This is a genomic window from Acinetobacter tandoii, assembly GCF_008867985.1.
GTDB classification, from domain to species: domain Bacteria; phylum Pseudomonadota; class Gammaproteobacteria; order Pseudomonadales; family Moraxellaceae; genus Acinetobacter; species Acinetobacter tandoii.
On sequence record NZ_VXLD01000004.1, the window covers coordinates 233348 to 249700 of the forward strand.

General features: G+C 42.6%; 9 protein-coding genes. 3 read left to right on the forward strand and 6 right to left on the reverse strand.

Going from position 1 to position 16353, the window contains the following annotated elements; translation table 11 throughout:
• The first annotated feature begins 148 nt into the window (after window positions 1-148).
• From F4W09_RS08690 to F4W09_RS08700, 3 genes are all read left to right on the forward strand, one after another.
• On the forward strand, window positions 149-1105 hold the full coding sequence (locus F4W09_RS08690; RefSeq protein ID WP_016168369.1) for a DnaJ C-terminal domain-containing protein: 957 nt from the start codon (window positions 149-151) through the stop codon (window positions 1103-1105).
• A gap of 10 nt (window positions 1106-1115) precedes the next feature.
• The gene (locus tag F4W09_RS08695; protein ID WP_016168370.1) at window positions 1116-1454 is read left to right on the forward strand and encodes a chaperone modulator CbpM; all 339 of its coding nucleotides are present in this window, start codon (window positions 1116-1118) and stop codon (window positions 1452-1454) included.
• Between the two features lie 89 nt (window positions 1455-1543).
• The gene (locus tag F4W09_RS08700; RefSeq protein WP_016168371.1) at window positions 1544-1804 is read left to right on the forward strand and encodes an HP1242/YdcH family protein; all 261 of its coding nucleotides are present in this window, start codon (window positions 1544-1546) and stop codon (window positions 1802-1804) included.
• 140 nt (window positions 1805-1944) lie between these two features.
• On the opposite strand, the gene F4W09_RS08705 is transcribed toward F4W09_RS08700, so the two are convergent.
• The 6 genes from F4W09_RS08705 to F4W09_RS08730 form a co-directional block, all read right to left on the reverse strand.
• Complete coding sequence (locus F4W09_RS08705; protein WP_016168372.1) at window positions 1945-3180, reverse strand: magnesium transporter CorA family protein; 1236 nt, start codon at window positions 3178-3180, stop codon at window positions 1945-1947.
• A gap of 196 nt (window positions 3181-3376) precedes the next feature.
• On the reverse strand, window positions 3377-5464 hold the full coding sequence (gene pnp, locus F4W09_RS08710) for a polyribonucleotide nucleotidyltransferase (protein WP_171069608.1): 2088 nt from the start codon (window positions 5462-5464) through the stop codon (window positions 3377-3379).
• A 255-nt stretch (window positions 5465-5719) separates the two neighbouring features.
• A complete protein-coding gene (rpsO, locus tag F4W09_RS08715; protein ID WP_004637724.1) occupies window positions 5720-5989 on the reverse strand; it encodes a 30S ribosomal protein S15 in 270 nt (89 codons plus the stop codon).
• Window positions 5990-7069: 1080 nt separating this feature from the next.
• Window positions 7070-8818: an exodeoxyribonuclease V subunit alpha gene (gene recD / locus F4W09_RS08720; protein ID WP_016168374.1), complete on the reverse strand. Its 1749-nt coding sequence runs from the start codon at window positions 8816-8818 to the stop codon at window positions 7070-7072.
• Window positions 8819-8857: 39 nt separating this feature from the next.
• Window positions 8858-12595 (reverse strand): UvrD-helicase domain-containing protein, encoded by a 3738-nt coding sequence (locus tag F4W09_RS08725; protein WP_151504572.1) that lies wholly within the window; start codon window positions 12593-12595, stop codon window positions 8858-8860.
• The gene (locus F4W09_RS08730) at window positions 12595-16272 is read right to left on the reverse strand and encodes an exodeoxyribonuclease V subunit gamma (RefSeq protein ID WP_016168376.1); all 3678 of its coding nucleotides are present in this window, start codon (window positions 16270-16272) and stop codon (window positions 12595-12597) included. Before F4W09_RS08730 ends, F4W09_RS08725 begins: the two co-directional genes overlap by 1 nt.
• Window positions 16273-16353 lie beyond the last annotated feature (81 nt).

Genomic DNA, 16353 nt, shown 5'->3' on the forward strand with positions numbered 1-16353 from the left:
AAAACCCTACCGTACTAAGAAAAAGCCCTCCGTGGGCTTTTTCTTATTGTTATAATTTGAAACAAATACGAACAGTTCTACACTACTTCCCTCTTTCCCAAAGACATCATAATATTGATTAAAATACCATCAATTTTATTAAATACGTATGTCTAAAAACTATTATGAAATTCTGGGAGTTCCACGCGATGCTCCTCCTGACCAAATAAAAAAAGCCTATCGAAAGCTGGCACGAAAGTACCATCCCGATATCAGTAAAGAAAGTGATGCTGAAGCTCGTATGCAAGAAGTCAACGTTGCGTATGACACACTTAGCAATGAAGAGAAGAAAAAAGAATATGACTTCATCTTAGATCATCCTGAAGGTTTTTCAGGGTTTGGGGGACAAGCAGGCGCGTCTGGATTTGATGATGCTCAATTTTATCGACAAGGATTTAATCAAGGCAGTACATCCGATTTTTCAGGCTTTGAAGACCTATTTGGTCGCTTTGGAACAGGTTTTGGCGGAGGGAATTATCAATATAAACAAAGACAGCAATCTTTTAGAGGTGAAGACCAACATGCCAAGCTGGAAATTGATTTAGACGTTGCCTTTCATGGCACTTCTCAACAAATTACCCTGCAAATTCCAAGCATTAATGCCTATGGCGAACCCGAAGTACAACGCAAAACCCTAGAAGTCAAAATTCCAAAAGGGATGAAAGAAGGACAACAAATTCGCTTAGCAGGTCAAGGACAAACTGGTATCCGTGGTGGTGAAAATGGCGATTTATATATCGAGATTTATTACAAAGATACAGATCAATACCGTGTTGAAGGTACAGACATTTACTACACGTTGCCTGTGACCCCATGGGAAGCCGCATTAGGACAACAAATTGAGTTACTTACACCTGCTGGCACGAAAGTTCAAGTAAACCTACCCAAAAATGCAAAAACAGGACAACAATTACGTTTAAAAAATCAAGGAATTCCCAATAAAACAGCAGGGCATTTATTCTTAATTCTAAACATTGTGAATCCACCTGCACAAAACGCTGAGCAAGAACAAGCTTACCGAGCTTTTGCTGAAGCCTTTAAGCAGTTTAAGCCTCGACAACTTTAAGGAGAACGCTATGACAACCATTCATTATCGAGAAATTATTTGCGACGGTTATAGCACCGCAGAGATCGTCGATGAACATCGTAGTTTCGATTTAAAACACTTTGCCGAAGCCTGTGGTCAAAGCCCAGAATGGGTTTTACAACTGTTGGAATACGATATTTTACCGACACGCCCAGAAGAACGAATTCATCAATTCTTTGGTGAAGATGTCACACGTGCGCGTAAAGCCTATCGTTTACAACGTGATTTTGATGCCAGTTTTTCAGCAGTTGCCATGATGTTGGATCTGATTGATGAAGTACAACAACTTCGTCGCCAAGTTCGGCATGCGCATATACAAGACTCATAAATCCGATATACAGCCCGTTCCTTGAACTTAATTCATCATTGAGCGGGTTATTGTTCTTTTATCATTCACTTGAGAGAAATACGGTTATCATGAAAACAAAAGAATGTAACAAGAAAGTGAAACTCATGTTCCCTGAACACCGCGAAGTTATTCCTCAACTACGTCAGGATAATCCGCACTTTGCGAAAATTTTCGAAGAACATGCCGAACTAGATCAGGAAATCTGTCGACGCGAACTTAATCCTGTCTCTCGTATCAATGATGACATTGAAGCTTTAAAGCGTAAAAAACTTCGTCTCAAGGATGAAATTTATCGCCTACTACAAGATCATACCAATTCACAAATCTAAGTGAGTTCGGAACATGTACTGCGCTTTATTCATCTATTTATACGTGCATTAGCATAAAATCAGATCATGCTATTTTGCCTATATAGAGCATAGAAAATGAAGATGTCAGTTTCATGACATCTTCTTGTATTTGATCGTGATTATTTTAATTTTGTCAGTTTTTCCACTTCTTTCAAGGTGACTTTGACCCCTTGCTTAATGGGTTCGTAATCTAGGAACCAGAGTAAACCCACATGCTGATCTTGATGTTGTTGCGCCAGCATATCAATCACGCTTTTTTCACCACGTCCCACCAAGTGGCGACGATAGAAATACAGAATCAACCAGACCGTCGTGATCAACATCACCATCAACATTAACCAGAACCCAATTGGAGATTTCAGCCCTGGAATAAACTCAAAGTTCATTCCATATATCCCTGTCAATAAGGTTAACGGTGCAAAAATTGCGGTAATAATCGCCAAAATTCGCATGTTTTCATTGGTTTGGTTCGCAATCGCTGAAAAATGTAATTCGATTGCTGCCTGTACAGCACTCCGTAAACGCGTCGTATGTTTTTGAATACGCTCGACATGACTGACCAAATCATCAGTACGCACCAACACTATATCGCGTTTTTCAGAGCGCTTTTTCGGTTTTAAATGGGAATAGTTTTCTACGATTTCATCACGTAATTCTTGTAAGACCTCGATTTGTTCTTCGCACAGATTTTCAATTTGCTGAAATGCCATGTTTTCCTGTAGTAACTGATTCCATTTGGCAAAACGGCGGTGTCCTTGTAATAACTCTTGTTGCCAATATTCCACACGTCGGGTGAGTGGCACTCGCAAATCCAAGTAACCATCGACCATGGCATTCAATAAACGCAATGCTAAATCTAAAGGGCTATGTGACAGTTTACGAGGCTTGTTTTGCTCATCCATAGTACGTGCTGCAATTGAATCTATCCGTTCAATATACTGCTCGATAATTTGATTTCCTTGCTCCCGCACCGTAATCAAGACTTGTGATGTCAGAACAAAACTAATAGGTGTCGTGGAGAGTCCAAAGAAGCGCTCATGTTGCTCTAATGCTTGCTCCCCTGTCTGGATCTTGTCATCTGGAGTTATCAATTTACGGAAAATGAGCAAGTCGTAATCTTCCATTGCATCAAAAGCACATGGATGCTCCAAATTCAAAATATCTTTGACATGAAATTCATTTAAGCTCACCCCTGTCATTTCAAACATTTGCTGCTGCCAATGTTCGGCATGATTGACCAGATCTTCACGGGTACTATCAATCCAGATGAATTCAGGCTCAACGTGGTCCAACGCCTGCTGTTGTACGTAAATATAAGCATCCGTCGGATGTTGATAAAAATAGTAGCTTTGCATCTATCCAGTCACTCTATTCCGTCAATCTTGTTGTTTATTTCGTGAAGTTGAGTGTAATGCATTCTGCTTAGCATATTCATTTTTATCGCAATTTCACCACAAACTTTATCGCTTTATGCAGTTATTCAATAAAATACTGAGGCATAAAAAAGCCCACTCAGCAGAGCAGGCTTTTTATTAAAAGATGATCAATGCATTAAGCTTGTTCAACATCTTTCATCGTTAACTTGATACGACCACGGTTGTCGACATCTGCAACTTGTACTTTCACTTCTTGACCTTCAGATAATACGTCTGCAACGTTGGCAATACGCTCATTTGAAATTTGTGAAATATGAAGCAAACCGTCAGTACCTGGAAGGATATTTACGAATGCACCGAATTCAACAATACGAATGACTTTACCTGTGTAAATCGTACCTGGTTCAACTTCAGCAGTCAGTGCTTGGATTTTCGCAATTGCAGCTTGTGCAGCCGCTTTAGTTTCACCAAATACGCGAACTGTACCGTTATCTTCGATATCAATTGCTGCTTTAGTTTCTTCAGTAATCGCACGGATGGTTGCACCACCTTTACCAATGACATCACGAATCTTGTCTGGGTTGATGTTGATGACTTGGAATGTTGGTGCATGCATTGAAATTTCAGGGCGTGCACGTGAAATCACTTGGTTCATTGCATTCAAGATATGCATACGACCTGCATATGCTTGGTTTAACGCAACTTCCATAATCTCTTCAGTAATCCCTTCGATCTTGATGTCCATTTGAAGTGCAGTAATACCGTTGGCAGAACCTGCTACTTTAAAGTCCATGTCACCAAGGTGGTCTTCGTCACCCAAGATATCAGAAAGAACAGCAAAACGCTCACCTTCTTTCACTAAGCCCATTGCGATACCTGCAACTGGTGCTTTCAATGGAACACCTGCATCCATAAGTGATAATGAAGCACCACAAACAGAAGCCATTGAAGAAGAACCGTTCGATTCAGTAATGTCAGATACGATACGAATCACATACGGGAAGCGATCAGCCGCTGGAAGAACAGCTTGCACACCACGACGTGCTAAACGACCATGACCAATCTCACGACGTTTAGGACCAGATTCACGACCAGTTTCGCCTACAGAGTATGCAGGGAAGTTATAGTGCAACATGAAGTTGTCAGTTTTAGTACCCGCTAAAGTATCCACCATTAACGCATCACGTGTGTTACCAAGTGTCGTTGTCACTAATGCTTGCGTTTCACCACGTGTGAACAATGCAGAACCGTGTGCACGGTCTAATACGCCAACTTGTACGTCTAATGCACGAACAGTTTTCGTGTCACGACCATCGATACGTGGCTTACCAGAAAGGATGTTGTCACGTACAGTACGGTATTTCAAATCTTCGAACAATTCGTTCAAGTCATCAGCAATACCCGCTTCATCATTTTCAGGAACGAATTGCGCTACTGCTTCTGCTTGAATCGCGTCTAATGCTGCATAACGGTCTTGCTTAACCGCAATGGTATATGCTTCAGAAATTTTCGCTTCAAACGCTTCTTTCAATTTAGTACGAAGGTCTTCATTTTTCGCTGGTGCAGTCCAAGTAGACTCTGTTGCACCCGCAGCAGCAGCAAATTCTTTAATTGCTTGTACAGCAATTTGCATTTCGTCATGACCGAAAAGCACTGCACCTAACATTTGATCTTCAGAAAGTTCTTTCGCTTCTGATTCAACCATCAATACTGCAGATTCTGTACCAGCAACCACAAGGTCAAGGTCAGATTGCGCCATTTGTTCAAAGTTCGGGTTAAGAACATATTCACCGTTGATTAAACCAACACGCGCAGCACCAATTGGACCACGGAACGGTGTACCTGCAATTGCAAGCGCGGCAGAAGTACCTAGCATTGCAGCGATGTCAGCTTCCATTGATTTGTCAGAAGACACAACTGTTGCCGTCACTTGGATTTCGTTGTAGTAACCTTCTGGGAACAATGGACGAATTGGACGGTCAATTAAGCGTGAAATTAAAGTTTCAGCTTCAGAAGCACGACCTTCACGTTTGCCATAACCACCTGGAATACGACCCGCAGCATATTGTTTTTCTTGGTAGTTAACAGTTAAAGGGAAAAAATCTTGACCCGCTTTAGCCGTTGGTTGAGCCACAACTGCAACCAGTACAGTTACGCCGCCCATCGTGATCACAACCGTGTTTGCTTGACGTGCAACACGACCTGTTTCAAGTACTACATTGTACTGACCGTATTGGAATTCTTTACGAATAATATTAAACATAGACATGTATTTTTTTCCTAGTTCTTGTGAACAGCTATTCTAGTGGAGACCCCTAAGGTTTGGCATTCGCAACCAAAAGCTTGCGCAAATGACAAAGCTTAGAAGCCGACCTCACTAGACACACTATTTTCAAACACAAAGAAGGAGCGAAACATTCGCCCCTTCCCCATTATCTAGACATAGCTAGATATACTTTAGTTTTCAGTAATACAGCATTTGACATGCAATAATCCGAAAATAAAAGTTTCAATCGAATTAACGACGTAAACCTAAAGCACCGATCAAAGCAACATAACGGCCATGATCTTTACCATTTAGGTAGTCAAGTAACTTACGACGTTGGTTAACCATACGGATAAGACCGCGACGGCTATGATGGTCGTGTTTATGCTCTTTGAAGTGACCTTGTAAGTCATTGATTTGAGCAGTTAAAAGTGCTACTTGAACTTCTGGTGAACCAGTGTCGTTTTCAGCACGAGCAAATTTAGCGATGATTTCTGCGCGATCTGCGTTTGTTAAAGCCATTCGATTTCTCCGAGATGCTTAATAAGTTACATTTGATACGAATCAATTGATTGCTCAACTGACTGCCGTGCATCACTACAGCAAGTCGGATATTTTAAGGGAAAATGGTCATGATTGCAAAATATGCGCACTATTAAAATTTACTAAACAAAAAAGAACCAAATGTCAGTCTTTAAATCTTCTCTCTGATTATGAAAAATCATTATCTAACAGATTAAAGGTTAAAAAATGAATATTAAATCACATTTTTAATGAAATTCGACTATTAAATAGCCATTTATCAGCAAAGGAAAATGTGTAATCTCAGCAAGATATTTTTTAAGCCAAAATACACAGCTCAATATTCATTTCATCAGCTAAAATCTATGCAAATCATAAAATGCCAATGAACTCTTAGCCGTACCACAGAGAATAAGTATCGTATGACGCTTAGATACACAAAATAATGCGCATTGCTTCTCGTTAAATACAGTTTAATAGAAGTTCCATCATATTTTTAACACTCATTATTTTGATACTTTTTGCAAATCATAAAAAATAGTCAACTCGAAAGAAAAAAGCCCAAGCAGAGCTTAGGCTTTTTTCATTGCGCTGTAGTTCTTATATTTATTGTTATAATTGTTTTAGTTATTGCGCATAATGCGCTTATTGTGACAAACAGTCCTTGTTTCCACTTTATGTCCTTATGTGTAATATTTTGCCACAACAAAATTTAAAGACTAGAGGTATTTTTCCCAACCTGCTGTACGTTTTTACGCACACTGGTGTACATCATTAACAATGAAGTACTAGAGAAAAATGTGGGGTTGAGGACAAAACTCTAGGCAATAAAAAAGCCCTGTAGTCTCTCCCAAAACTACAAGGCTTAGCGGCTGTAAGTTTCCTCTTTCACCTACTTCACTGTAAGTTCGCTGTCATATTCCGACTTTGTTATTATCCTTTTGCGATTATGGCTCAACGTTCCGTGTTGTGCTCTTTATGTGAACTCATCTTCTCAGAAACCATGAGAAAGCTCTATGCGCAAATATCTTGAATCAATGTAAGCTTTTTCGTACAAAGCTGCTTATTATGTAGTACAAATTAATAATCCAAGATACCTTTTATTTTTTCTAAAACCCCACTCATCCGAGTCGTCTTTTTAGACAAAGCTTGTGCCAATGCCTGAGGATCTGCCAATACACTCACCACCGTTTTAGCACGGGTAATTGCGGTATAAAGCAATTCCTGACTCAGTAAGTTTTGTGCTTGCGCATCCAAAACTACAGCCGTATGCGTGAACTCTGAACCTTGTGATTTATGAATGGTCAGTGCAAATGCCGTTTCTATATTTTTAGGCAAACGGGTTGCCAGAACCCATTTTTCTAAACTTGGGAAATACACTTCAAACTGAGACTGTCCTTGGCGTTGCCTTTTAAAGCAAATGCCAATATCTCCATTAGACAACCCTAATTGATAGTCATTGTAAGTCATCATTACAGGACGCCCGACATACCAGTCACCTTGTTTTGTGGTATAGCGACTGAGTTTGCTCAAGAAGCGTTGCTCAATTTGTTGATTAAGCTGTTTCAGACCAAACGCACCATGTCGAATGGCTGTGAGAATACGGTAATCATCAAAAATCTGGATAACATGCTGAATAGAAGTCTCTGGCTCTTCCGAACTCAAATGTGTTTTTAATATCTCAATATAATGCTGATAGCCCAGCATCAATTGATCATAATATTGCTCTGATGTTGGATGTGCTTGAGCAAAGTATTCCAGTTGCAATACATTCGGCATCTTGGCTAAAAGTGGTACAGCTTTAATTTCAGTCGGTGCAACCACCTGTTGGTGAAATTGTTCTAGTAATGCTTGAGGTGAAATGCTTGTTGGTGGCTGCTGAATAAATGCAGCCATTTGTCCAATTAAAGCTTCTCCATCAAAGCGTCGACTGGTCTTCAAATGTACCCGATTCTCTTGCAAAGCATTCACTTGCTGTAAATCGGCCAATACCGCCCCTACATCTACCGAAGCCAATTGATTGGCATCTCCCAATAAAATCAGTCGAGCCTGATTGGGTACAGCAGCAAACAACATACTCGCCAGATTTAAGTCCAACATCGAGGCTTCATCCACCACAATCACATCATAGGGTAATGGCTGTTCGGCATCATAGCGTGGTCGTGCGGAATGCCCTAAACCCAACAAGCGATGCAGTGTGACGGGGTTTAATTGTTTTAAAGCGGGGGTAACCAGAGGCTGCAATATTTCATCATTTAATGCATTTTGTAGGGCTTCTTTCATACGTTGCGCGGCCTTACCTGTTGGCGCTGCCATCGCAATGCGTAAATTTGGTAAAGACTGGTTTAATACTGCAATAATACGTGCCAAAGTATAAGTTTTACCTGTCCCTGGTCCACCTGTAATAATATTCAAGGCTTGCTGGCACACCATGCTTAATGCTTGCTGCTGATGTGGATCACTCAGCAAACCGGAGTAGCCCTGATGATCAACGACGGGAACGATTTGTTGTTTTAACCTCGCCACGTGCTGTGCCAAAGTATTTTCCTGTTTCCAATAACGATATAGATATAAATACTGCGGGTCATAAATAAAAGGCGCAACACGATTTGCCACCTCATTTTCACTGATGGCCAAATGTCCTAAATTACCTACTGCATTAGGTTCTAACAGTACACAACTGTTGCCCTGTAACATTGCTTCCAATACGGACTGTATAACTGCATCTGTTTGTGGGTTTGGCGTTGCACAAAAAGGAGGCTGCTGAAGATATTGACTCCACGACTTGATCCATTCAGCATTCAATTGTAGTTCCTGCTTGTTTTCCACACAGTTATCCTCAAAGTTATCCACAGTCTAATTATTGTTTTACATAACAGCTAAAGGTGTTGATGCACTCTTATGAACATGCTCTTCAGCAAAATAGCCCAATAATGCATCCAGGCGCAGTATAAATTCTGCATCAGGGCACCAATAGTTGACCCCATATTGTGCATCGCCATGCATACCACGCAAATACAGATAACTTGCACCGCCTAAATGTTTTTGAATGTCGTAATCTTCCAACTGCACTTGTAAATAACGATGTAACGCCACCAAATACAGCCCCGCCTGCAACCAGTAACTGGCCTGTGACATGCTTTCCTGTAATTTTAATGGGGTGTAATCTGCGATATCCGCACCCAAGAAGTTACTCTTATAATCGGCAATCTGGTAACGCTGTCCATCGAAATAAACCAAGTCGATAGAGCCCGTTAAATAGCGTGCAGAATTGGCAGCATTCAGTTCAGGCATGAAAATACCATATTCGGCATATAAGTCCTGTATGCGTTTAATCGCCAAGACATGATTGGACAAGGCCAAATAGAAGGGGAATTCTGCCAGATGAGATTCTGCACTCAACTGATTTAAACAAAACTGTTGATGTAACGGCGTCGAGAGCACCTGTGTCAGCCATTCGGTCATCCATGCCAACAGTTGTTCTTCATCCACCTGCTGAAAATCTTGCTGATATTTGTCGCACAATGCCTGCCATAAACTTGGATAATCATTTTTAAAGCGACGGCGCACTTCGATTTTCCAGTCCTGTTGCTGTTGAAAATCAATGTGTTCAAAAATTTCATGTAGAAAATTACCCGCCAATGTCCCCATTGGAAATTGACGCTGAATCCAACTGATCGGTTGTGCAAGCTCTTCGGGCTGCTCCACCACCTCTAGGTTGATTTCATCCGCTGCACTTTGTAGCTGTTCACGCTTTACCGCAAGTGCATCCTGTGCTTGCTGCCGACTCAAATGCTGTGCTAATGCACTAAAACTGGTTTTCGCACGCGGATAAAAACGTTGTGTGGGAAACTCTATCGCATACAACTCAGGAAGCTGCTGATCTTGTGTACGCTTCAGTGCAATAGGGCATTCGGTTAATACCGCTTCATCAGCGCTATGTGGATGCTGAAAAACTTGTTCAGCATGTCCACGCCAAAATGCCAAGCCCGTAGTCGATTTTCCTGCCTGATCTTGCAATATGGCATAAACCCGATGACTGGCGCGGGTTAGTGCTACATACCAGAGCCGATGCTGTTCTGCTTCTGCCCGTGCATTGTGCTGTTGAACGGCAACTTCATCTAAAAGGTGCTTATCATTCACCGCAATCACGCGTTGCATTTCAAGCTGCCCTGTAACGGGATCAGGTAACTGTTGCGTAGAGAAATTCAGGGTTTTGTTATTTTCAGTGAACTTTTTATCTGCACCCAACAGAAAGACAATTTTAAACTCTAAACCTTTGGATTGATGAATGGTCATCAACTGTACGCCAGCTTCATTCGACAGCTTACGTTCCAGTTCCCATTCACGCTCACTCGGCGTTTGTATTTGTCTGAGATACCAGTGATATAACGCCTGCGGCCCCTGAAAATGCTCACTATGCTGACTCAGCAATTCAGTTAAATGACGTAAGTTCACCACACAGCGTTCGTTGTCACGGCTTTGGCTTGCCACCAGATTTGACCATGCCTTAAATAAGTTTAAAGCATATTGCCACGCGCTTAAAAAGCCTGTGTTAAACCACATTTCCCGAATGTAATCAAAATCTTCAATAAACTGGCTTAATCCCTCAGGGCGTTGCTCCAGTTGCATCAACTGGCTGAGCTGAAAATTCAATAGGCGTGTCAGCAAGGCGCGCTTGACCTTGGCCTCATCGTAAGGATGCATGATTGCGGTCAAAATGGCTGCCACGTCTTGTGCAATTGGACTATCAAATACACTCCGCTTGGAAGGTCGATTGACGCGAATCCCTAAACGTTCTAATTCATATTGCACCTTATCTAAGCCATCATGGTTTTTGGATAAAATCGCAATATCATTTTCATCTATGCCACGGTTGCCTGTGACTTCTGCCAAATACAACCGTTGCTGAATGCCTTGATTCAGCAAATCACGGATTTTCCAAGCCACTTGAATAAATTCATCTTTTTTGTCTTCTAGCATCAACCACCGTAAAGGCTGATGATTGTTGCCTTGCGCATCGGCTAAAACTGGATGTGGTCGTGGTCCTGCCTCAACAGCGGTATATTCAACTTCTTCTCCAAATTGGATTTGTCGCTGAAATAAAGCATCGACCACCGTGACCAGTTCAGCCACAGAACGATGATTGTATTTGAGGCTATATAAGCGTCCTTGTTTGCTGAGCACATCGAGACGGGCTTTGTTATAGGTCAGCATGTCTCCACCACGGAAACCATAAATCGCCTGTTTCGGATCACCCACCATAATCATGCAGCCTTTGGCATAATGTCCTGCATCACGCCAGATGCGAGCCAACATATTGTCCTGATCCTGATTGGTGTCTTGAAATTCATCCACCAAAATTAAGGGATAACGGGCTTGAACAAAACGAGCAAAGCGTGCGCCTTGCGCATCTTGCAAGGCATCGGCTAAGGTACGAATTTGCTGCGCAAAGGTGGTTTCACTCTTTTGCTGCAAGACTTGTGGCAAACGTTTTTTCACTTCCGATGCCAGATAAAACTGCAAATAACTATCCAACGTGTCTAAATCAAAGCTGAGCTTGTCCAGACTTTGCATAAATGCCGTCAACTCACCAATCAGCACATGCTGTTGAAATCCCTGCAAGACTTCATCTGGGCATTTATTCAAAACTTTGTGAGTAGCATCACTCAGATGTTTCAGCGTTTCCACGTATAAAGGTGCAAATAAGGCATAAGGGCCTTGCTGCTTTAACACCTCCAACAGTTCAGGCAACTTAACCGTCAAGAGTTGCTGTAATTTGTTGTCGTCGCGCCATTTCTTGGCCAGCAATTTAAAATGTGCACCATCGGCAGCATAATAATCTGCCAATTCAGTGATACGGCTCCAATCCAGCCCCAATAAATGTTCAACTTGCTGGCTAAAGCCCTCTACATCCACTTCGGGAGCAGCCACCGCCTGAAAATGTGCAGAAGCAAAATTCAGACTGTTTTCCACTACGGCTACATACGCCTGCTGCGACTTTAATTTCTTGTTCAGCAGCAGATAGTCCAAAATATTTTGTGGTTGCTGCTGAATCCATTCGCGCAGTACATCATGAATCAATTGCTGAGTATATTGTTTGGCATCATCGGTAATTTCTGCACGCTCAATTTTGCCACTTTCAAAGGCAAATTCACGCAGCAACTTTTGACTAAAGCTATCCAGCGTCCCGACAAAAAGCTCATCCAGTTGATCAATCACCAATTTGAGCCGTTCACGGGCATAATCCACGCGTGGTGCAAAATCTTGCAAAACCTTTTGATATAAGGGGTCTGATTCTGCCGAAATTTTCTGTTGCAGCTCAGATTGGGGTAAGGTTTGGCAAGTCTCAAAATAACGTAAAGTATCGACCAAACGACTACGAATCCGCCCTTTCAGCTCCGCCGCTGCGGCGCGAGTAAAGGTGGTCGCAATGACCTGATTCGGTAGATAATCACTCAAAAAGATCCGCACCATTAAGCTCGATAACGTGTAAGTTTTGCCAGTACCTGCGGATGCTTCAATCCAATGCAGCCCTTTAAACTGCATATCGACAATCGGCTGATAAGAAATTGCAGCAGGGGGAGTTAAATTCGTCATCTGCATTATTCCTGAATCAACTGTTGATATTGAAAAATCGGCGCATACAACGCATAGGCATACCGTTGACAGGCTTGAGCCAATAAAGCCGTACTATCTTGTTGTTGCAGGATAAACTGCCAATCACGGTGCTGCTGACTGGCTTCATTGTCCAAGGCAGAAAACCCTGCAAAACGTCCATCATCCTGCCAGTCCTTGACGAGAGCGTCCCAGTCTTTGATCTGTAGTTGACCCTGCTCGTCAGGTTGCCATTCCAGTTGTTTGCCTTTCTCTGCCACTTTGAATAATAAAGCTGCGGGTAAAACGACAGGCTGCGTCTGCCCGTGTTGCCATAGTTCAAACCACGCCGCCAAATACTCTCGTGCCTGATTGGAAGATACCCCACTACACAGCACTGTTTGATCACTAAACACCACTAACCGCGCCAAGTCCTGTCCTGCATCGCCCCGATTTTCATGTGTTAGCCAGAACAAATATTCCAACCAGAGTTGCACTCGTCGTTTGGCACGCGCACTGGATGCCTCTAAGCTCACCCATTGCTGAGTCGATTGAGAGGGAACAGTGATTTGGAACTGGATATTTGCGTTCATATTCCAGAGCTGCTGTGTCACAGGCGTGACCTCTGTGGCATAACGTTGCAAGCGTGCTTGTAATTGTTGCTGTTCAATTACACTGATTTGCCATGCGGCTTGCTGCATTTTGCCTACAGGCAATTGATCCAATAACAATTCAGGCTGGGTCATTTGCCCTTGTTGCTGTAAGAAATGCCGCACTGCATAACGCCCTAAGCCATCTAAAACCAAGGGTTCAACTTCATCAGGCAAATTTTCAGGTTTTAAGTTTTCCACGCCAAGCGTTTTTAGATATAGACGTGCAGGGAAACAAACATCCTGAATCCATTGTCGACTTTGAAGACTGATAAAATCATTAGATGCGGCCATATAAACCGTATCTTGCCATGCCTGACGTTGCCCCGTTGGGGCTGCAATCTGCTGTGCAACCCGATACCAATGATCTTGAAAACGCGTTGGTTTAGGCTGGGTAAAGCCAGAAACATCAAAAGGCTGTAAGGGATGAAGCTGATACAACCCATGTAATTGTGCAGGCACATCTAAACCATGTAACTGCTGGCTAACTTCTTCAGTACGCTCTGATTTCTGAGTAATAAAAGCCAAATGCTGAATCAATTCTTGCAAGGCGGTGGATGGCTCACGTACTTCCCCATCATTGACATCAAAACCGTTATAAAACAGCCATAGATTCTGCTGTGCCAACAGTAATGCATCCAAGAACGCCCCTTGGTCATCTTCTAAACGAGAGCGATCACCCAATTGCGGTTTCAGGATATCCATCAAATCAAAAGGCAAATGCTGATTACGACTCGGGAACTTGCCACTGTCCAAATTTAATATCACAATCAGGCGATACGGAATCGGACGAATCTGCCCCAACTGGCTAAAAGTAATCTGTCCTGTCGGTTCCGCCTGATCCAGCTGTGCATCCAAGGTGGTTTGAATTTCATCTAGTAAATATGCCAAAGGCAAACTTAACTGATCCAAGCCATATTGATCCTGCCCTTCATAGAAGTTAGATAGCGTCAGCATCCGTTCTTGCTTTTTAATAATTTGTGCAACTGTAGCCAAGACCTCTACGCCTGCTTGCTCAAATTCTGCCACTTCCTGCATCAGGATTTTCAGCCATTGCTCGACTTGTTTAGGCTGCTGTTCATGTGCCAGTAGCCAGTCTCGGCGTGCATCCAAATCTTGATAAATCTGAATGAGTTTAGCAATCAGTTCAAAATCACTCGGCATGACTTCAGCGAAACTGAGTATCTGATCAAACAAGGTATGTTCAGGAATGGCGATACCCATTGCTAAACGGTCTAAGGCAAATTTAAAGCTAAAGCGATAGTCTTGATCACCTTCAGATAGACTCAATGCCAAATGTTGCGCATCTAAGCCGCGCTTAAAGCCTGCTTGTTCCAGCAGTTCCAGCATGCGTTCGACCATATTCATGTCTAAGCCATAACATTGTTGCGTGGCCGCCAAACTCAGCCAGTCGGCAAAATCATCAAGACGAAAACGCCCTTGTGTCAGTTGGATACGGCCCAACACCGCACGCCACGCATTGGCAGCATCCAGTTGCGTCACGCCTGCAATTTTCACGGGCAGATAAATACTGTCTTGGCTAATTCGTCCCGAGATGGTGCGCTCATCTTCACGTTCGCGAACAGGCGGGGCGAAAACGCTACGAATATATGGCTCAATGTCTTTTAAATTGGGACTGAGCACCAGAATATCACTCGGACGGCGCGGCTGCTCTTTAGAACCTTGTGCCAACCATACAATCAATTGCTCTTTCAGTACTTCCAGTTGACGCAAACTGGAGTGGCAGACATGTATTTGAATGGAATCATCCTGTACATTCAGCGCAAATTGATGTTGTTCAGGCTCCACCAAATACAGAATATCCGACTGGACTTTACCCAATAAGGTCGGCTGATATTCATCCACAAACACATCTGCCCAGACCCCATCTTCCCCTGAAGAAAGCCCAGATAATAATGAAAAGTGATCTCGTGCTTGCTTGCCAAAACGGGTTAATAAGGGATGACGTGATTCACGAATTTCGGCATTAAAATGTAGAGTGAAATCCTGAAAGAATTGTTCAATTTGCTCATCTGTGGCTTGCGGATTTTTGGCAATAAAACGCTCTTTCACTCGCAAGTCATAGCGTGCTTTCCAGTTCGGATCGACACTGTCTGCCCAATACTCCTGAGACGGGTTATAGTGCAACAGATAAATATCAATATATTGCCCTAAGCGCTGTAAAAACTGTAACTGACTCGGTGGTAAATCCAACAAGGTAAACACCACCAAGGGCTGTGGCAGTTTTTTTAATGCTACCGCATTGGGTGCCTCTGCACTGCCCAGCATCTCCCAAAATGCCGCATCAATCTGCTGCATTTCCATAAAATCCTGATGAAACACCACCTGCCACAACCAACGCTGCCATGCTTCCAATTCATGTGCCTGATTCAGAGTAAAAGCCGAAATTTCAGTATTGGTCTGGAAGAACATCTGCTCAATTGGTAATGCCTGATTACTTCCCCAACGTTGCAACCAATTGGTTGGACAAGTGCATTGGTAGGTGGGGCAGTTTTTCTGACAATGTCCACGATATTCCATGTAATGGCTGAATAATTTAGAAACCTGTTCTGCCACCCAATACAGCATGCGCTGCTTTTTCTGTTGTTTTTCGATGCCTTGTTCAAGTTGATCGGCACTGGCATAAATGCGTTGCACAATCGGCGTTAACGGATGTGCTGCATCCAAGGCAGATTGTTCTGGCTGAATATAAGCCAGTAAGGCTTGATAGACCCGCCATTTAATAATAATGCGTGGAATATTGGCTTTACGCACCTGCTCTTTGTCTTGATCCAATACCCATTGATAGGCAGACCATTGAAAACCACGAATGCGATGATGAAACTGGGTATTGGCACTAATGCCTTTTTGTTCTGCCAGTTGCTGCGTCAGCCACGCTTCAACCGCAGGTGATGGCACAATAAAATGTTGGGGTTTTAACACCTGCAAAGCATTGTGACTTTGTGATTTCACCGTTTTCAACATGGCCTGTAGCAAAACATCAATCCGTTGACTCTGAATCACGTGAATGGCCATGAATAGTTTTTCTCCAACGATAAATGAACAACAATCTACAAAAGCATAAAGATTATTGACTATACTTGGTGTACTGTCTAT